The organism is Nocardia jinanensis (assembly GCF_014645735.1).
Taxonomy (GTDB): domain Bacteria; phylum Actinomycetota; class Actinomycetes; order Mycobacteriales; family Mycobacteriaceae; genus Nocardia; species Nocardia jinanensis.
Genome location: NZ_BMMH01000021.1, coordinates 1 through 18,854, shown reverse-complemented (window position 1 = coordinate 18,854; position 18,854 = coordinate 1). Strand labels below are relative to the sequence as shown.

General features: G+C 68.4%; 17 protein-coding genes. 7 read left to right on the top strand and 10 right to left on the bottom strand.

The features are described 5' to 3' along the window. Positions 1-13 precede the first annotated feature (13 nt). The 3 genes from IEY68_RS29880 to IEY68_RS29870 are packed head-to-tail and all read left to right on the top strand — an operon-like array spanning position 14 to position 3,584. Complete coding sequence (locus IEY68_RS29880; protein WP_058854983.1) at positions 14-799, top strand: class I SAM-dependent methyltransferase; 786 nt, start codon at positions 14-16, stop codon at positions 797-799. Next, positions 796-2,334 carry a 1,4-alpha-glucan branching protein domain-containing protein gene (locus tag IEY68_RS29875; RefSeq protein WP_058854982.1) on the top strand — a complete coding sequence of 513 codons (1,539 nt, stop codon included), beginning with the start codon at positions 796-798 and terminating at the stop codon, positions 2,332-2,334. Before IEY68_RS29880 ends, IEY68_RS29875 begins: the two co-directional genes overlap by 4 nt. Next, positions 2,331-3,584 carry a glycosyltransferase family 4 protein gene (locus IEY68_RS29870; RefSeq protein ID WP_058854981.1) on the top strand — a complete coding sequence of 418 codons (1,254 nt, stop codon included), beginning with the start codon at positions 2,331-2,333 and terminating at the stop codon, positions 3,582-3,584. Before IEY68_RS29875 ends, IEY68_RS29870 begins: the two co-directional genes overlap by 4 nt. 68 nt (positions 3,585-3,652) lie before the next feature. Here IEY68_RS29870 and IEY68_RS29865 read toward each other — a convergent pair whose 3' ends face one another. Next, on the bottom strand, positions 3,653-4,963 hold the full coding sequence (locus IEY68_RS29865; RefSeq protein WP_229719122.1) for an outer membrane protein assembly factor BamB family protein: 1,311 nt from the start codon (positions 4,961-4,963) through the stop codon (positions 3,653-3,655). Positions 4,964-5,101: 138 nt separating this feature from the next. Here IEY68_RS29865 and IEY68_RS29860 point away from each other — a divergent pair, with 138 nt between their 5' ends. After that, complete coding sequence (locus tag IEY68_RS29860; protein ID WP_058854980.1) at positions 5,102-5,851, top strand: acyltransferase; 750 nt, start codon at positions 5,102-5,104, stop codon at positions 5,849-5,851. 9 nt (positions 5,852-5,860) lie between these two features. Here IEY68_RS29860 and IEY68_RS29855 read toward each other — a convergent pair whose 3' ends face one another. Beyond that, complete coding sequence (locus IEY68_RS29855) at positions 5,861-6,409, bottom strand: DUF1697 domain-containing protein (RefSeq protein ID WP_058854979.1); 549 nt, start codon at positions 6,407-6,409, stop codon at positions 5,861-5,863. Between the two features lie 174 nt (positions 6,410-6,583). On the opposite strand from IEY68_RS29855, the gene IEY68_RS29850 reads away from it, so the two are divergent. The 3 genes from IEY68_RS29850 to IEY68_RS29840 all read left to right on the top strand — a co-directional run bounded on the left by IEY68_RS29850 (position 6,584) and on the right by IEY68_RS29840 (position 10,599). Next, positions 6,584-6,802 (top strand): hypothetical protein, encoded by a 219-nt coding sequence (locus IEY68_RS29850; protein WP_156426192.1) that lies wholly within the window; start codon positions 6,584-6,586, stop codon positions 6,800-6,802. A gap of 300 nt (positions 6,803-7,102) precedes the next feature. Then, a complete protein-coding gene (locus IEY68_RS29845; protein WP_189094555.1) occupies positions 7,103-9,136 on the top strand; it encodes an ATP-binding protein in 2,034 nt (677 codons plus the stop codon). Then, on the top strand, positions 9,133-10,599 hold the full coding sequence (locus IEY68_RS29840; protein WP_156426190.1) for a type 1 periplasmic-binding domain-containing protein: 1,467 nt from the start codon (positions 9,133-9,135) through the stop codon (positions 10,597-10,599). Before IEY68_RS29845 ends, IEY68_RS29840 begins: the two co-directional genes overlap by 4 nt. A 183-nt stretch (positions 10,600-10,782) precedes the next feature. Here IEY68_RS29840 and IEY68_RS29835 read toward each other — a convergent pair whose 3' ends face one another. From IEY68_RS29835 to serB, 8 genes are all read right to left on the bottom strand, one after another. Next, complete coding sequence (locus IEY68_RS29835) at positions 10,783-12,141, bottom strand: class I SAM-dependent methyltransferase (RefSeq protein WP_058854976.1); 1,359 nt, start codon at positions 12,139-12,141, stop codon at positions 10,783-10,785. Further along, a complete protein-coding gene (locus IEY68_RS29830) occupies positions 12,141-13,121 on the bottom strand; it encodes a class I SAM-dependent methyltransferase (protein WP_058854975.1) in 981 nt (326 codons plus the stop codon). The genes IEY68_RS29835 and IEY68_RS29830 overlap by 1 nt, the downstream gene beginning before the upstream one ends. Positions 13,122-13,260: 139 nt before the next feature. Continuing rightward, complete coding sequence (locus IEY68_RS29825; protein ID WP_058854974.1) at positions 13,261-14,049, bottom strand: enoyl-CoA hydratase-related protein; 789 nt, start codon at positions 14,047-14,049, stop codon at positions 13,261-13,263. An 11-nt stretch (positions 14,050-14,060) separates the two neighbouring features. After that, a complete protein-coding gene (locus tag IEY68_RS29820) occupies positions 14,061-14,894 on the bottom strand; it encodes an NUDIX hydrolase (protein WP_229719128.1) in 834 nt (277 codons plus the stop codon). A gap of 135 nt (positions 14,895-15,029) precedes the next feature. After that, entirely contained in the window at positions 15,030-15,863 is an 834-nt protein-coding gene (locus tag IEY68_RS29815; RefSeq protein ID WP_058854973.1) for an ABC transporter ATP-binding protein, read from the bottom strand. 144 nt (positions 15,864-16,007) lie between these two features. Next, on the bottom strand, positions 16,008-16,184 hold the full coding sequence (locus IEY68_RS36505; protein ID WP_229719121.1) for a hypothetical protein: 177 nt from the start codon (positions 16,182-16,184) through the stop codon (positions 16,008-16,010). A gap of 3 nt (positions 16,185-16,187) precedes the next feature. Continuing rightward, positions 16,188-16,949 carry an aminoacyl-tRNA hydrolase gene (locus IEY68_RS29805; RefSeq protein ID WP_058855011.1) on the bottom strand — a complete coding sequence of 254 codons (762 nt, stop codon included), beginning with the start codon at positions 16,947-16,949 and terminating at the stop codon, positions 16,188-16,190. 291 nt (positions 16,950-17,240) lie between these two features. Further along, positions 17,241-18,458, bottom strand: a complete 1,218-nt coding sequence (gene serB / locus IEY68_RS29800; protein WP_058854972.1) for a phosphoserine phosphatase SerB — start codon at positions 18,456-18,458, stop codon at positions 17,241-17,243. Between the last annotated feature and the right edge of the window lie 396 nt (positions 18,459-18,854).

Below are 18,854 nucleotides of genomic sequence, written 5' to 3'. Positions count from 1 at the left end.
TAACCTCGTCGCAATGAGCGAGGCTGTGATTCCCGCCGCACCGGCCACCGAGGACGTACTGGAGCCGCTGCCGTTGACCGGTGAGCGGACGGTGCCGGGTATCGCGGAGGAGAACTACTGGTTCCGCCGGCACGAGATCGTCTACGACCGGCTGCTGTCGCGCTGCGCGGACAAGGTCGTTCTCGAAGCGGGGTCGGGCGAAGGATACGGCGCGAATATGATCGCCGGAGTCGCGCAGGCGGTCGTGGGCCTGGATTACGACCGCGGCGCCGCGGTCCATGTGCGTACCCGCTACCCGGCCGTACATATGATCCGCGGCAATCTCGCCGCGTTGCCCCTGCCGGAGGCCGCGGTGGACGCGGTGGTCAATTTCCAAGTGATCGAACACCTTTGGGATCAGGCAGAGTTTCTGCGCGAATGCCTGCGGGTGCTGCGCCCCGGCGGGGAACTGCTCATCAGCACCCCGAACCGCATCACTTTCTCGCCCGGTCGCGATACTCCGCTCAATCCCTTCCACACCCGCGAACTGAACGCCGCCGAACTGACCGAACTCCTCGAGGAGGCCGGGTTCCGGGTCGATCTGATGACCGGTGTGCATCACGGTCCGAACCTGCGGGCCCTCGACGCCAAACACGGCGGTTCGTTCATCGATGCCCAGATCGACCGCGCCCTGGCCGGCGAGCCCTGGCCCGCCGAACTCACCGCCGACGTAGCGGGGATCACGACCGACGATTTCGCGCTGACCCCCGAAACCATCGATACCAGTCTCGATCTCGTGGCACTCGCGGTGAAGCCTTGAGCGGCAAGCAGACTCACGAGGTACCCGGACAGTTCACGCTCGTCCTGCATTCCCATCTGCCCTGGCTGGCCCACCACGGCCGGTGGCCGGTCGGCGAGGAGTGGCTCTACCAGTCCTGGGCGGCGTCGTATCTGCCGGTCGTCGAGGTACTGCGCACTCTGGCGGCCGAGGGCCGCTCGCACCTGCTGACCCTCGGGATCACTCCGGTCCTGGGCGCCCAGCTCGACGATCCGCACTGTCTCGCCGGTATGCACCACTGGCTGGGCAACTGGCAATTGCGGGCCGACGAGGCCGCGAAATCCGGAAACCGCGCGCTGGGCGGGCACGAACACCGGCTGGCGGCCGCGGCACTGGCCGAATTCGAGCGGAACTGGCGCCACGGCGCCGCACCGGTATGGCGGCAATTGCTCGACGGCGATGTCATCGAACTCCTCGGCGGCCCGCTGGCCCATCCGTTCCAGCCACTGCTCGACGACCGGCTGCGCGAATTCCAGCTCCGCGAGGGACTCACCGACGCCCGCCTGCGCTGGGGCCATACCCCCGCCGGGATCTGGGCGCCGGAATGCGGCTTCACCCCAGGAATGGAACGGGGGTACGCGGACGCCGGTGTGACGCATTTCATGGTCGACGGGCCCGCGCTGCGCGGGGATACGACCCTCGGCCGCCCGGTACACGATTCGCCGGTGCTGGCGTTCGGCCGCGATCTCACGGTCAGCTACCGGGTGTGGTCGCCGAAATCGGGTTATCCGGGGCACGGGGCGTACCGGGATTTCCACCATTACGACCACGCCACCGGCCTCAAACCCGCCCGGGTCACTGGTAAGACCGTGGCCGGGCCGGACAAGGCGCCTTACGATCCCGGCCTCGCCGCGGCCCAGATCGGGCGCGATGTCGACGATTTCGTACAGACGGTGCGGGAGCGGCTGATCAGCGAATCCGAGCGGATCGGGCGCCCGGCGCTCGTGGTCGCCGCGTTCGACACCGAGCTGTACGGGCATTGGTGGCACGAGGGGCCGCAGTGGCTGGCGCGGGTGCTGCGGGCATTGCCGGAGGCCGGGATCGACGTCGGCACCCTCGCCGATGCGCGCGACCGCGGATTCGTCGGGGAACCGGTCCCGCTCGCCGATTCGTCGTGGGGTTCGGGCAAGGACTGGCGGGTCTGGGCCGGTGATCAGGTGAGCGATCTGGTGGATCTGAATTCCGAGATCGTCCGGCTGGCGCTGGATACGACCGCCAAGATGCGCGCCGGTGCCCCGACCGGCCGTGATCCAGTGGCCGACCAGCTACTGCGCGAAGCGATCCTGGCGGTGTCGAGCGACTGGGCGTTCATGGTCAGCAAGGACTCCGCCGCCGGTTACGCCCGCGACCGAGCCCATCAGCACGCGCACGCGGTCCGCGAGATCGCCGGCGCGGTCGAAGCCGGCCAACTCGGCAGAGCACGCGATCTGGCGGCAGGATGGGCGGTGGCCGACGGAGTGTTCCCGGCCTTGGACGCGCGTAGGCTACGCGTCACCCCTGCAGAAGGACCGCGATGAAAATCTTGATGGTGTCGTGGGAGTACCCCCCGGTGGTCGTCGGTGGACTGGGCAGGCATGTCCACCACCTGGCGATATCACTGGCCGCGGCCGGTCACGAAGTGGTGGTTCTGGCCCGGCGGCCCACCGGTACCAGCCCGGCCACCCACCCGACCCATTCCTTCGTCGCCGAAGGGGTTCTGGTGGTGGCGGTCGCCGAGGATCCGCCGATCTTCGATTTCGGCGAGGATATGCTCGCCTGGACCCTGGCGATGGGGCACGCGATGGTGCGCGCCGGTATCGCATTGGACAAACCGGGAATCGGTGAGGGCTGGACCCCCGATGTGGTGCACGCGCACGACTGGTTGGTGGCCCATCCTTCGATCGCGCTGGCCGAGTACTACGATGTGCCGCTGGTATCGACGATCCACGCCACCGAGGCCGGCCGGCACAGCGGCTGGGTCGCGGGCCGGGTCAACCGGCAGGTGCATTCGGTGGAATGGTGGCTGGCCAACGAATCGGATGTGCTGATCACCTGTTCCACGTCGATGAAGGACGAGGTCGAGCGGCTGTACCGGCCCGACCGTGTGCCGGTGCATGTGATCCGGAACGGAATCGATGTGGGGGCGTGGACATTCCGCACCCGTTCACCGCGCAGCGGCCCACCGCGACTGCTCTATGTGGGACGCCTCGAATACGAGAAGGGCGTACAGGACGCGATCGCCGCGCTGCCCCGGATCCGCCGGGCCCACCCCGGCACTGTTCTCACCATCGCCGGGGTCGGGACCCAGTTCGAATGGCTGCGCGAGCGCACCCGGACGCACCGGGTGGCGCGGGCGGTGCATTTCGCGGGCCAGCTCGATCATGCCGAACTGCTCGGCTGGCTGCACGGGGCCGACGCGATCGTACTACCGAGCCGCTACGAACCGTTCGGGATCGTCGCGCTCGAGGCGGCCGCGGCCGGAACTCCGCTGGTCACCTCGACCGCCGGCGGTCTGGGCGAAGCCGTGATCGACGGGGTCACCGGGGCCTCGTTCGAACCCGCCGATGTGAACGGGCTGGTGGACGCCGCGATCTCGGTACTCGACGATCCGGCCGCCGCTCAGGATCGCGCGTTCGCCGCACGGGAGCGACTGACCGCGGATTTCGCGTGGGATGTGGTGGCGGCCGAAACCGCCGGGATCTATTCGGATGCGAAGCGGCGGGTGCGTAATCCGCTGGGCCGCCCGGTGATCGTGGAACGCCCGCTGCCGGAGCGGGACCCGAAGTAGCGCCGACTCGTTCGCGTAGACAGCGTCGATGCGCGCTCGGCGGGACAGCCGAGTGATTCCCGGCCGGGTCAGTCGTTCTCCGCGAAAGCGAAGATCTCCCCGATCCGGGTGGCGACCACGACCTCCCCCTCGGCGCCGACCGCGGTACCGGTGGTCGTGCCCTGGGCGCCGGGCAGGACATCGGAATCGAGGGTGGCACCCGTGCTGGTGTCGAAGGTGACCAGATTCAATCCCGTGCCGATCGCGGCGGTGACGTACCCGGTCCCGCCCGCGGTTTGCACCGGGAGACCGCGCAGCGCGAGATCCTTACGCTCCCAGACCCTTTCGAAACTGGTGCCGGTGTCCTGCAATGCGATCAGATAGCCGTCGTCACCGGCCGGGATGATCAGGCCGTCGTCGGAAACCGAGATACCGCGGCGCGGCTCCCAGTCCAGCTGAGCCTCCCATTTCGGGGTCCCGTCGGCGGTGTTCACCGCGATCAGGCGTTTGCTGTTGTCACCGACGTAGAGTGTCGCGCCATCGGCGGACAGCGCCGGATCGGTGGCACTGCCGTCGACCAGGATCTCCCGGCTCCACTCCTGCACGACCTTGCCGTCGGCGTAGCGCAGCGCCACCAGGGCGGCCTTCGATTCACCGGGTTTGCGAACCGTCGCGTAGATCCGCCCGCTGTCGGTATCCATGGCCGCCACCGTCGCGACGGCACAGTCGGGACCGCCGGTACGGCAGTCGTCGAGGCCGGCACCGGCCGGTGGCCAGTCCAGGTTCGGCGACTGCAGGAAATCGGGCTGCGGCAGCAATTGCCGGGTGGGGACCATCCGCTTACCGGTCTGCCGTTCCAGCACATCGACCTGGCCGGACTGGGTGATCACCAGCAGATGGCCGTCCCCGGTGAACTGCATCCCGATCGGCACGCCCGCCACCGGTGTACGCCAGCGCGGCTGACCGAGGAAATTATCCGATTCGACCCCGCTGTCGAGACCGACATAGACATTGTTCGCACCATCGAGCAGCGTGGGCGAATAGATGGCCTGGGGGCCCAGCGGATTACAGAAACGCTTACGTCCGGTGCGCATCTGGTAGGAGAAGATATCGCATTGCGCGTCGGTGCGGCTGGTGACGAAGATCTGCCCCTCCGACCCCACCGTGGGCGGCTGCACGATGGGCCCACCGACCGGCCGCGACCATTGCAGGCTCAGCGCCCGCGAACCGGTCACCGGGGTGGTGCCGCTGTTACGGCTCTCGTGCCCGGGCGCGGGCCAGCCCAGACCCCGGCCGACCGTGATGTCGTCGACATCGGTCCCGCACGCGGTGAGCACCCCCAGCGCGGCCACCGCCGCCGCAAGCCAGGACACGGTCCGTACGCCGCTGCCGATACGCACCTGCTGGTCTCCTCTGTAGTCCTGTCTCCCCGGGCCCACGTGTGTGTGAGATTAACGGAAGGGTATAGGCCGGGGCCCCCGAGCACGAAAGTAGGCTGTTCGGCAGTACTGGGCAGCACAGGATACGAGGAGACGTACGTGACGAGCATGTGGGGCGCACCGTTGCGCACACGATGGCAGGGCTCCCGGCGGCGCGACCGGCGGCAGGCCCGGTTCCTCACTCTCGATTCGCTGCGCTGGGTGCTGGCCAATCGCGCCTACACGCCCTGGTACCTGGTGCGTTACTACCGGCTGCTCAAGTTCCGGCTCGCCAATCCGCACGTGATCCTGCGCGGCATGGTGTTCCTCGGACGCAATGTGGAGATCCACGCGACCCCCGAACTGGGCCGCCTCGAGATCGGGCGCTGGGTCCATATCGGTGACGGGAACGCCATCCGCTGCCACGAGGGTTCGCTGCGCATCGGCGACAAGGTGGTGTTCGGCAAGGACAATGTCGTCAACACCTACCTCGATATCGAGATCGGCGAATCCACCCTGGTCGCCGACTGGTGCTACATCACCGACTTCGATCACCGGATGGACGACATCACCCTGCCCATCAAGGATCAGGGCATCGTGAAGAGCCCGGTCCGGATCGGCCCCGACACCTGGATCGCGGCCAAGGTCACCGTGCTGCGCGAGACCCGCGTCGGCCGCGGCTGCGTGCTCGGCGCGCACGCGGTCGTCAAGGGTGAGATCCCGGATTACAGCATCGCGGTCGGCGCACCGGCCCGAGTGGTGAAGAACCGGAAATCGACCTGGGAAGCCGGGGCTGCCGCGCGCGCGGCCCGCGACGCGGCGCTGGCCGATATCGCGCGGAAGAAGAACGGCGTCACCCAGGAGGCGTGAGCCCGCCGCCTACTTCACCGCATCGATCTTCTTCAGGACCCGCTGCACGGTGAGCCAGGTGCGGGTCGTGATGTCCTTGCCGTAGGCACGCTCGAGCCAGGCCATGAAATTCGGCGTCTTCGACGTGCTGTTGTCGATCACCGTGAGAAAGACGCGGGCCGACGCGTCGTAACCGATGATCTTGGTGAGTGGATCACCGTCGGCCGGCTCGACGGGCGGGGCCTCTCCGGTTCTCTTGAAGAAGGTCGCGGTGAGGTAGGTGCCGCGACCGTGGGTGAAACCGGCGAACGGATCGCGATCGAGCAGATCCCGCAGCTCGGACTCGGCGCGGATGATGGTGCCGCCCGGAATACCGAGTTCGGTGTTCAGTGCCTCTTGGATGCGATCCTCGAGTTCGGCGATATCGGTATCCGCCGTGGCGAAGACGATATTGCCGCTGGACAGCACCGAGGCCACCGATTCGAATCCGAGTCCGGTGAACACGCCGCGCAACTTGTCGTTGCTCATATTCGGATTGCTGGGCATGATCCCCCGCAGCAGCGCGGCGTACATGGTCATGCAGCGACCGTACCCCGGCGCTCCGACACCGGCGGAGGACCCGCTCCCGCCCCACGGGTCGACGGATCGGGCCGCCCGGAGAACCATGGGCAGGGCAACTCGGGGCTGTGCCGCAAAGGCGAACGTCACTAGCCTCGATGCTGATCGGTACCGCCCGATCGGAAGGAAGTGATCATGCGTCATGTTCTCCGGGCAGGTCTGCTCGTATCGGCTCTGCTGACGGTCCCGGCCGCCACCGCGGCCACATCCTCGGCCCTACCGCTCGAGCCACGGCCACAGCCGGTCGTCGAGCAGCAGGCACCCGGGCGAGTCGGTCTCGTGTGCACCATGCAGTACCCCCCGACCCCCCTCTGCTGGTTGTCGTCGTTGTCGGCCTCGGTGTCGGGGCGCTGACGATCCCCGAGGGCCCGGGGGATCACGACCGGACAATTCGCACGCCCCCGTTTCACATTTCGCTTTTTCCATGCGCCCGGCAACGCCGGGGTAATTGCCGAGGCTCGGGCCTGCCGGTGCTGTGGTCGGAATGTCGACATATTTTCGCGCACGGCCGGAGCGAAGGCTGAGGTACGCATACGATGGCTGTACCGATCGATATCTTCGACCGGTTCGCCCAGCTCGGACCGGGGTGACCGGGGCGTCCACGAGGTGCCGGAAATCGATATGCCGGATATCGATACCGATCCGGGAGGGGCGATGCCTGTGGAGGGCCCGAAATTGCATGGGCTGGAGCCGATCACCGGGGTGTTGATCGAGCAGCTGGTCCAGCGGCCGGAGGGCCGGAGCCGATCGCTGCCGGTGGTGGTGGCGGTGGGGCCGCCGGGCAGCGGGAAATCCGTACTGCTGCAGGCACTCGCGCAGCGCTGCGCGAAACTTCCGCTCGCGCAGGTCGATCTGCGGCAGGGCGAACGCGCACCACGTGAAGTGTTCGGGGAACTCGCGTTCGAGCTGGGCCGGTATCGGCGCCAGTTCGGCCGGATCGCCTTTCCGCAACTGTGGCTGTGCCTGGTCGCGGTGGGCAGCACGCTGCACATGCACGACGACAATCGCCGGGCGGCGCTGCAGAATCTGCGCCAGGTCGTCTCCAGTGCCCAGCCGATGGAAGCACGCAGTCAGAGTGTCGCCGATATCCTCGAAGCCGCCGGACAGGTGCCCGAAGGGATGTCGCCGTGGGTGGGCATGACCGTGGAAACCCTGTTGCAGAGCCTGAATCGGCTCAATATCAGGCGGCGGATCAAACAGGGCCCACGGCTGACCGGCGACCAGATCCAGCGCGAAGACATGCTCATCGATCTCGCCAAATGGGCACACGGCGACGACGAGGCCCGCACCGAGGCCGACGCAATTTTCGGTATGGCCTTCCTGCACGATCTGCGCCGAGCCTACGGTGGCGTCCGGGGTGCGCGGCGAACGCTCAATTCCGTACTGCTGCTGGACAACGCGCACACCCCCGCGGGACGGCAATTCCTGCAGACCCTGCGCGAGGCGCGCCGGCGCAACGGCGCCGAGCCCGATCCGCTGGTGGTCGTCGCCACCAGTGAGCAGTGGCTACCGGCGTGGAGCGAATGCTGGCACCGCCCCGGAATGCACCGCTCCAGCGAGGACACCGAACGCCGCGAACCCGAACACCGCACCGGTGGTATCGACTGGCCCGCCCCGCGCAACCCGCCCGATATCCTCGCCGACTGGGTATCGGCCGACAGTCCGGCGACGTCCTGGCTCCCCTGGTACCTGGTGGATCTGAGCCGGTTGAGCGAACAGACCATCGGCGACCTCGCCGCCGACCAGCGGATGCGTTCGATCCCCCGGGTCGCGGCCTTCGTCCGGTCGCTGACCGCCGGGAACGCCGCCGGGACCGCCGATGTCATCGCCGCACTGAGCCAGACCGGTGCGGACGATCCGCTCGCCGGCGCACGCACCGTCCTCACCGCGACCGTGGGTACCGCGCACGATCCGCTGCCGGACCCGGTCGAGATACCGGGCACCGTGCTCGAACGTGCCCGGGAACGGCTGCTCGGTGATTTCCTGGAGACCGAGAGCATGCGCGACCTGGTGACCGCCGCCGCGGGCCGCACGGTGGACGTCATCTATCAGCCGGAAGTCCTGGATTCCGCCCTACCGGACGGCGAAGCGCTGCTTCAGGAACTACGGAATCGGCTGTGGATCCGCACCGTCGACGGGCCGGAACCGGAGATGGTGCTCGATACCTGGTTGCGCCGGATCCTGCTCTGTGAACTCGCCGGACGCGGACCGGAGGATCCGCGGAATTGGGAAGGCACCCACACGATCTGCCGGGAGGTCTACCGGCGCAGGTTCGCGGAGGGGGATCCGGAGGACGAGGCCGAGGCCCTCTACCACGATCTCGCGCTCGGCCGGCTCGACGGCGCGATCGAGTATCTGGGGCGGCCGTTCGTACCCGGCCACGCCGAGTTCGGCCGCACCACGGCCACCGCCTGGCTGTCCGATCTGGACCTGATCACCGCCGCTCCGCGCCGGCCGGACGACGAGGGAACCCCGTTCGCTCAGGTCGAGGCGATCGTCCGGGACAACGGTCTGGAACCCGAACACCAACTGGCCTGGTTGATCGCCGCGCTGTGGGTCTCCAACGACCCGCTGGGCGACCCGCAGCGGTCCCTGGATCGCACCATCGAGAACGAATTCCGGCAATTGGCCAGGGGTCTCGGCCGCGGGGCCCTGCTGCTGTACGAAAGGGCGGAGCGGTATCGATGAGCACTCTTATCCAGCCCCCACCACCCGGCTACCGGAAGTGGTGGTGGGTCCCCGCCACGTTCGTGGTCGTGGCGCTGGTCGTCACCGCCGTGATCTGGTTGCCCACGGTGTTCCGGTCGGACAACAGTTGCGGTGCGGGCGTCGTCCACAGCGGACCACACGACGAATGCGTCGGTGTCACGGACGGCCACGTGGTCTTCGCCCCGGAACTCGCCGATATCGAGAAGCGCATCCTGGACGAGAACCGCGCCGTCGAGAGTTCCGGTGCTCCGTATGTGAGCATCGTGATGCTGTCGCCGATGACACCGGGCGACACGACCGAGGGCATCGTGACCATATCGGGTATCCGGCACCGGCTCGAAGGCGCGCATCTGGCACAGCTCGCGGCGAACCGGACCCCGGTGTGGGGGGACACACCCAAGATCAGGCTGCTGCCGGCCAACCCCGGAAGTGATTTCGCCGAATGGGAAACCGCGGTCGGCGAGATCGAGGCACGGCGCGCGTCCGAGCGGATCGTCGCGGTCACCGGCATCGCGTTCAGTGTCCAGAACGCGGTCCGGGCCATCGAACATCTCACCGGACTGCAGATCCCGGTCGTCGGCTCCACTCTCACCGCCGGCGATCTGCCGGTGCTCCGCGGATTCCTGCGGGTCTCCCCCTCCGCCGCGGACCACGCGCGGACCGCCGCCGAATACCTTTCCACACGCAGCCGGCGAATCCTGATCGTCCGCGACGACAGTCCGGTCGACCACTACGGCCGGACCCTCGCCGAAGCGTTCGCGGCGAGCTTCCCCGACGATCCGCAACGCTTCGCCGGCACGGTGGAGGGTTATGACTCCGATATCGGCAATGTGGCCAACGCGTTCCACTACATGATGCCGAACATCTGCCAGAACGCCCCGGACACCATCTATTTCGCGGGCCGGGCCGCGCACGCGCTCACCTTCCTGACCGCGCTCGCCGAACGCCGCTGCCGAGAGCTGCCGATCCGGGTGGTCACCGCCGACGATATGCCGTACTACCGCATCTCGGAGAGCCCCGCCCGGGTCGCGCTCGAAACCGGAGTATCGGTGCTGTACACCGGGCTCGTCCATCCGCAGGCCTGGCTCGACCATCCGGACAGGTTCAATGTGCACTCCGTCCAGCAGTTCTCGCCCGGCTGCGCGGGCCCGGTCTGCTATCGCGCGTTCTCCGACGACACCCTGGAGGATTTCGCTGCCGTCATGGAACACGACGCGGTGGTGACGGCTGTCCAGGCGATCCGGCAGGCAGCCGGGTACGCCGGGAGCACCGTGCACTCCGACCAGGTCCTACAGGCGATGAAACGCCTGCACGGGGCCACCGCGGTCCGCGGGGCCAGCGGGGTGCTCTCGTTCGACGAGAACGGACTGCCCACTGATAAACCGATTCCGATCCTGGAGGCGTTGGACGGGGAGCCGCCGCGCTACATCGGACTTCCGTAACATGTTCCGGATATGCGATCCGCGGAATCCGTTCCGCTGTTGCGCGGCACCCGAGGTATCGATGACTTCCGCTACCCGGCAGGCGCTGTTCCGGTCGGCGCCGCCCCGCGGCGAGCGATACGTTCGCCCGGCCGGATTCGCGCGGCACTTGCTGTGGTGAGCTGCTCCGCGCCGCGCGCCCGCTCAGGGGCGCGAAGCCTCACACAGGAATACAGTGGCCGTACTGCCGATGCGGGTGATGACGAGCGTATAGGGCCGGGAACCGGCGAGCTTGAGCCGTCGCCGCAGGACATCGGGATCGATATCGACACCGCGGACCAGGATCTCCAGCCGGCCGCAGTCACGGCGGCGCAGTTCGGCCCGCAACACCTTCTCCCGGAGCACGCAGCGGTCGAGAATCCGGAAGCCCCGCACACCTTCGGGAAGACGGTCACCGGTCAGGTAGGCGATACGCGGATCCAGTTGCCACAGACCGTGGCGGGCCGCGTAATGACGAACCAGTCCGGCGCGGACCACCGCACCGTCGGGGTCCACGATCCATTCCCCCGGTTCCCGCTCCGGGATCTCGTCCGGATCGGTATCGGTGAGCATGGTCGCCGCACCCGCCGAGGTGAGAACGGTGGCCCGGCGGCGGACACCGGGTTCGCGTAGCCCCGGCGACCACAGGCACGCTTCCCGGACCCCACCGTCCAGCGAAACGATCTCGACCTCACCGTCCCAGTCCAACCGGTCGAAATCCAATCCGGGAGCGCATTTCACGACCAGATCACGACCCGCGTACACCGCCAGCAGATCCGGTAGCGGCGGTTGCAGCGCCGCCGGGTCGGAGGTGCGTTTGCCGTCGGCCCGGCGCGCCGGATCCGCAACGACGACCGTGCCGGAGGTGCACGGGGCCAGCGCGTCGGCGCGCACCAGCACGGTATTTTTCTGCGTCGCCTTCGGCGCCGCGGGGCGGGGCCCTATTAACCCCGGTTCTTCACTCCGGCGCTCAGTCGCTTCGCTCCTTCGCTCTGTCGCTCCAGAATCGGGGCGGGCCCCGCCCATGGGCGTGTTCCCTTGGCGGGTGGTTACCGAGGGTGCTGCCGTCAGTAGGCTGGCGTGGATCGGTTCCGGGATCGGGTGGGTCAGGTTGTGGTGGGCCATGGCGAGCCTGATCGGGTCCAGATCGCTGCCGACCACCCGCGGGCACACCCGGGCCAGTTCGGCCAGCTCCGCGCCGATCGAGCAGGTCACATCGTGGACGTCGCGGCCGGCCAGCCGGTGGGCACGATGGCGGGCGACCAGGGTCGGCGTGGCCTGCTGTACCGCTTCGTCGGTCAGCAGCCAGTCCTGCGCACCGTGCAGTTTGGCCGCCGCGCGGCGGCGCAGGCGCACCGTTTCGATCAGCGCCGGAGCCCGCTCGCCGTACCACCGCCGCACCACCGCCACGTCGCGCAGTTGCGACGCCGCGGTGAGTTCCAGTCCGGCGACCTCGGCCAGCGCGGCCGCGCCGTCCGCCGCACCGAGGTAGCCGATATCGGCCGCGCTGAAGCCGTATCCCACTATTTTCCGGCGGCGGCCGGTTTCACTCCGGTGATCATGGCGTTGTAGAAGAACTGGCGCGGCACCACCCGGCGCATCACGTTCTCGTCCACCCAGCTCAGCCCGAGCCACGCACGGTACATCGCCATGCGGTAACCGAAGGTGAGCTTATCGTCGGGAACCGCGGCCTCGAAGGTCCGCACCGGCCAGCCCCACAGGGCGGCGGCGAATTCCTCGGTCTTCGCGGCGACGTTCACCGCGCCCGCGGACCGGGCCATCTTCTCGAGCTGGGTCGGATCGAAGGTGTGCAGGTCGACCACGGCTTCCAGCGCGGCGGCGCGCGACGATTCGTCCAGCTCTTCCTGGGGGCGGCGCCAATCCCGCAGGAACGGGAGCTTGGTGAGGGCGGTGGTCGCCTTCCAGGTGATGTTGCCCAGGTTGCGGGCATACAGGTTGCCGATGGTGGTGGGTTCCCCGGCGAAGACGAAACGGCCACCCGGCTTGAGCACCCGCAGGCATTCCCGCAGCGACTGCTCCACATCCGGGATGTGGTGCAGGACCGCGTGTCCGACGACCAGATCGAAGGTGTCGTCGTCGTAGGGGATGGTCTCGGCGTCGGCGACCCGGCCGTCCACATCCAGGCCCAGGCGCTCGGCATTGCGCAGGGCGACCTTCACCATGCCGGGCGACAGGTCGGTGACCGAACCGCTCTTCGCGATCCCGGACTGCATGAGGTTCAGCAGGAAGAAACCGGTACCGCAGCCCAGTTCCAGGGCCCGGTCGTACGGCAGCTCCGCATCGGTGCCGACCGCGAGGTCGAACCGGCCACGGGCGTAGTCGATACAGCGTTCGTCATAGGAGATCGACCATTTGTCGTCGTAGGTCTCGGCTTCCCAGTCGTGGTAGAGCACCTGGGCGAGCTTGGTGTCCTCGAATGCTGCTTCGACCTCCGCGGCGGTGGCGTGCGGATGTGGTGCGGGGTCGTCGGGGCGTACCGTCATGGTCGGAGAGCCTAATAGGTGCTACCGGGCGTAGCCCATCCGCAGTCCGCGCACGGCCGGAGCGGAGGCGGAGGTACGCCTTCCTTCGGCCGTCGGCCGTTCGATACCACCGGGTGAGTTGTGGTGGCCCGCGAATCGTTCAGCGCCCGGTGAACACTGCCGACCCCGGCCCGTCACGCAGGTAGGAGCGGGTTCCGATACGTTGATCCTCGGTGGCGAACAGCTGCGCCCATTCGGTGCGCGCCCGTTCGTGACCATGCGGTCCCGCCTCGAAAACCGCCTTGGCGGCGGCCAACGCCCGTGCCGGACCGTCGACGAACCGGCGGGCCCAGTCGATCGCCGCCCCCAGTACGTCGTCGGGCGCGACGACCTGATCCACCAGACCCAGCCGCGCGGCCTCGTCCGGTTCCACGAAACGGCCGCTGTACACCAGGTCCTTGGCCGGCCCGGGGCCGATCAGCAGCGACAGCCGCCGGATCCCGGCGAGCGGGATCAGACCGGCATCGATCTGCGGAAAGCCCAGTTTCGCATTGTCGCCGATGATCCGCCGATCCGCGCCCAGCGCCAGTTCCAGGCCCGCCCCGAGAGCGTATCCGCTGATCGCGGCGACCGTGGGTTGCGGGACTGCCGCCAGGCAGTTCAGCGCGGCCTGCAGATCGGCGGCCATGGCGGCGGCCTGTTCGGCGGGGAGTTCGGCGAGTTCGGCCAGATCGTCACCGGCGCCGAAGACCCGCTCGTCTCCGTAGACCACCAGTGCCGCGATCGCCGGATCGGCACCGCACGCGGCAGCCGCCGCAGCGATCTCACGGATCAGCTGGGTGTCGAACAGGTTCATCGGCGGGCGGGCGATACGCAGCACCGCCACACCACGCCCGGGGCCGCTCGCGTCGTCGGACCCGAGCCGGGACAGGGATACGAATTCCGCCATGGACGGCTACGCTACCGGCCGCCGGCGGCGTCGCCCGCATTCCCCGAGCCGCCCAGCAGGGACGGATCGGTATCGCGCATCCCCTTCGACCCGACCAGCCGGGACGGATCCGGCAGGTCCGCGAAGTAGCGCATATTGTCCGGGAACTGCAGCAGTTTCCTCCCGTCGACCTCACCGAACACCGGCTGGATCGGATCGATGCGCGGTTCGGCCGCCAGGATCTGCGCGGTATCCGCGTAATCGGCCAGCGAGGCCAGCTGCGACCAGGTCGGTGGCAGCAGCACATTTTCGCCGGCCCGCCAGGTCGCCAGTGCCGCGGCCGGGGTCGACCATTGCACCAGGTCCGTCTCGGTGGTGGCTCCGTCGGCCAACTGGCCCTCGGGGAGCACGGCGACGAAGAAATTGGTGTCGTAGCGACGATGTTCCACGGTCGGAGTGATCCAGCGCGACCAGGGGCGCAGCAGATCCGCGCGCAACACCAGCCGCTGCTCGGCCAGGAATTCCGACAGCGTCAGATCCCGCCCCTCGATCCGCTCCCGTTCCCGCCGGTATCCGGTGGTATCGGCGACCACGGTCTCGGCGGTGGGGCCGGCCAGCAGCACCCCGCACTCCTCGAAGGTCTCCCGCACCGCCGCGCAGACCAGCGCCTTGGCCCGGGTCTCGGACACCCCGAACCGCTCCGCCCACCACCGCGGCACGGGCCCGGCCCATTCGATCGCCACCTCGGCGTCGACCGGGTCCACTCGCCCACCCGGGAAAGCAGTCATCCCGGCGGCGAATTCCATGGCCCCGGCACGCCGTTGCAGGAACACCTCCGGACCCGAAGCACCGTCCCGCACCAGCATCACGGTCGAGGCGTCCTTGGCGTCGGGCACCCCGGTGTCCGAATCCGGCACAGTCGTCTCAGTCACCCTTCGCACAGTAGCTGTGCTGTCTGCGCACCGACTCGAGCGGGGCTGCGCCCCTGATGTATGTCACCATTATCGCGACCGGTGTCGCCCCAGCCGCCGCGCCCGCCGCGCGAAATACCGCCCGTCGATCCGGTCCAGCGCGATCGACTGCCGGAAAGCCTCGCTGAGATGTTCGGCGGTGAGCACATCGTCGAGCAACCCCTGAGTGACGATCTCCCCCTCGCTGATCAGCATGCAGTGGGTGAACCCCGGCGGGATCTCCTCCACATGATGGGTGACCAGTACCAGCGCCGGAGCGTCGGGATCGGATGCCAGGTCGCCGAGGCTCTCCACCAGTTCCTCGCGGCCGCCCAGATCCACACCGGCGGCCGGTTCGTCCAGCAGGAGCAGTTCCGGGTCGGTCATCAGGGCACGGGCGATCAGGACCCGTTTGCGTTCACCTTCCGACAGCGTGCCGTAGGTGCGGTCCAGAAGATGTTCGGCCCCCAGGCTTTCCAACATGTCGATCGCTCGATCGGTATCGACGTCGTCGTATTTCTCGCGCCAGCGGCCGAGTACCGCGTAACCGGCCGAGACCACCAGATCGGCCACCCGCTCCTCCGCCGGGATGCGCGCGGCCAGCGCCGCCGATGACAACCCGATCCGGGGCCGCAGTTCGCTGACGTTCGTTTTTCCGAGTCGTTCACCGAGTACGAAAGCGGTGCCGTAGGAGGGGTGGGTCTCGGCCGCCGCGATCTGCAACAGCGAGGTTTTACCGGCTCCGTTGGGGCCCAGCACGACCCAGCGTTCGTCGAGTTCGACCTGCCAGGTCACGGGGCCCACGAGGGTGTGCCCGTTGCGGCGGATGGAAACGTTGGTGAAGTCGATGAGCAGATCTGGATCGGGGTGCGCCACGCGCTCCATCTTGTCTCGAGGCGAACACGATCGCGGCACCGGGCACCCGTGATTCACCGGAGCACCGGACGGGACCCCACGCGACACGCCGCCCAGACCTGCGGGTATGCGACAAACGGGACCAACGGGGCAGATTCCCGGGAGATCGGCGTCTCAGCGGCGGGCCCGGAGGTGGCGCGTATCGCAGCGGCTCACCACGACCGCAACGAGTCCCCGGCGCACCGCCGCGGCGCGTTCACCCGCGGCGATGCGCCCGGAGTCGTACCAGCCGCCCACCCGGTCGACGTGATGCGTGGCTTCCGGGTGGGTGACGACGTGCACGGTGCGCATCCGCTACCACTGGTCCGGCCGCGCGGGCCGGGTGGCGATCACGGTGGTCGACCCGGGCGCGACCTCGGTGAAACCGGCGTCGCGTACCGCCGTCGCCGCGCTGCGGGTGACGGCCGCGCGCAGCATCTGCCACTGGTCGGGTCCGGCTTCGCGAACCGCGCAGGCGAATCCGCGCTCCGCCCAGGTCCGGGCCTGTTCCACCGGCAGCGCGCCGGCGAAGAGCATGCTCGCGTGCCCGACCTGGGCCGCGGCCTTGCCGACCGTCATACCGAGTTCGGCGTTCACCCAGAACACCGGGACATCCAGCGGTACCGGACCGGGATCGTCGGATTCCAGGTCGGTGCCGCCGATCTGTAGTCGCCGGATCCGGGCGTCGACCGATCCCACGGGGCCCGGTGCCAGTGCCCGCACCAGCGCACCGCCGCTCTCGAAGGTCACACCCGGGACCTCGTTCGCGGCCGCCCACTGGGCACCGCGCGCCCGCCGGGCGACCTTCCTGATCCGCGACCGCTTCCAGGCCAGATACCGCTGCTCCCATTCACCTTCGGAGCCGACGCGCGGATCCAGGCAGAGCGCGACCGCCGCGGCCGCCGCGGCGGCGAGAACATCGCTGCGCGCGGGCGGGTCGGTCTTGGGAATGTGCAGCACCATCTGCATCGCCTGCACCTGCGCGGGATCCTCGGGGTCACCCAGACCCCCGTATCCCGCGGCGAGTTCGGCGTGACGCTCGGAAAATCCGGGGTCCGTGAAGAAGTCGGGATCCATACCGTCCTCCAGGTCCGGATCCGCATCAATGTCGTGACCGTTCGCCGCCACATCCGTCACGCCGCTATCCGGCATTTCACCAACCCTCCCAGCACCCGAGCAACACCGGACGACAGCCTACCCACGAACTCACCAGCGGACCGCCGCGGTGCGGGTCGAACGAGGCCGTCGAATGGTGGAGGCCTGTCCCGCCGTTCGGCCCGCCGAGCGTATCCGCCGCGGGCGCCGGCCCCGAGCGCGCGACAACGGGACACGAGCGGCCTTCGAACCACCGCGCGCCATGCACACCTCTCACCCCAGCGGAACGCGACGTAGCAGGCCGTCTTCGGCGTCGGCGGCCTCGACCTCGTCCCGGGTCACGCCCAGGATGAACAACACGGCGTCCAGATAGGGGTGCGAAAGCGCGGTATCGGCGACCTCGCGCAGTGCCGGTTTGGCGTTGAAAGCCACACCCAGCCCCGCCGCGTTCAACATATCGATATCGTTGGCGCCGTCGCCCACCGCGACCGTCTGCTCCATCGCCACCCCGGATTCCGCCGCGAACGCCCGCAACGCGGTCGCCTTGTAGGCCCGGTCCACGACCTGCCCGACCACGCGGCCGGTGAGTTTCCCGTCGATTACTTCCAGGACATTGGCCTGCACGAAATCGAAATCCAGTTCGCGCGCGAGCGGGTCGATCACCTGCCGGAAACCGCCGGAAACCACCCCGCACCGGAACCCGAGCCGCTTCAGCGTGCGGATGGTGGTCCGGGCACCGGGAGTGAGCGTGATCGTGGCCGCGACCTCGCCGATCACCGATTCGTCCAGTCCCGCCAGGGTCGCCACCCGCTGCCGCAGCGATTCCCCGAAATCGATCTCCCCGCGCATCGCCGCCTCGGTGACCTGCCGGACCTGTTCCTCGACACCCGCGTAGGCGGCCAGCATCTCGATCACCTCCCCCTGGATCAGGGTGGAATCCACATCGAAGACGATCAGCCGTTTGGCCCGGCGCGCCAGCCCGGCCCGCTCCACCGCGATATCGACGCGTTCGATGACCGCCACCTCGGCCAGCGCGGTTCGCAACCGCGAATCGGTATTTCCGCCGTGGTCGGGCGCGGTGACCATCAGTTCCATACCCGTCACCGGGTAGTCGGCGATACCGCGGATCGTATCGATATTGGCCCCGAGCCCGGCCAGTTCCCGGGACACGGCACTGAACGCCCGCGCCGTCACCGGCGAACCGAGCACCACCACGGCGTGCGTGGACACCGGGGCCCGCGCGACATCGGCATCGATATCGATATCCACCTGCATACCGACGGTGTTCATCGCCTCCTCGAGCTCGTCCTGCAACGACTCGGGATCGGACGGACAACTGATCAGCACGCCCAGGGTGAGCCGGCCGCGAATCACCACCTGCTCGATATCGAGCAGACTCACCCGGTGCCGCGACATGGCCGTCAGCAGAACCGACGTCACACCGGGACGGTCGGGCCCGGTAACGGTGACCAGCACGGTGGTCTCGGCCAAAACAACACCCCTATCTTCGGCGCCGCCTCCGGCGGCGCGGGTCGGGGCCCTATTAACCCCGGTTCTTCACTCCGCCGCTCAGTCGCTGCGCTCCTTCGCTCTGTCGCTCCAGAACCGGGGCGGGCCCCGACCACAGAGGTCGACATCGGGAAGGAGCGCCACGCTGCGCACGAACGCAGGACCCGCGGGCCTGCCCACAACAATGTAAGTACACGCCACTCCCCGCCCGCAGACGACCCCCTCCACGCGCGGCCCCGAGAGGCCTGACAACCGAACCCCCTCCTGAGCCCGTCAACATGACGACCGGGCCGTCGAATGCTGACGTAACCACATGCGTCGAGTTTTACGAGACACCTCAAAGACATCCCAGGAGCTTGGATGTCAAGCGGTTGACCT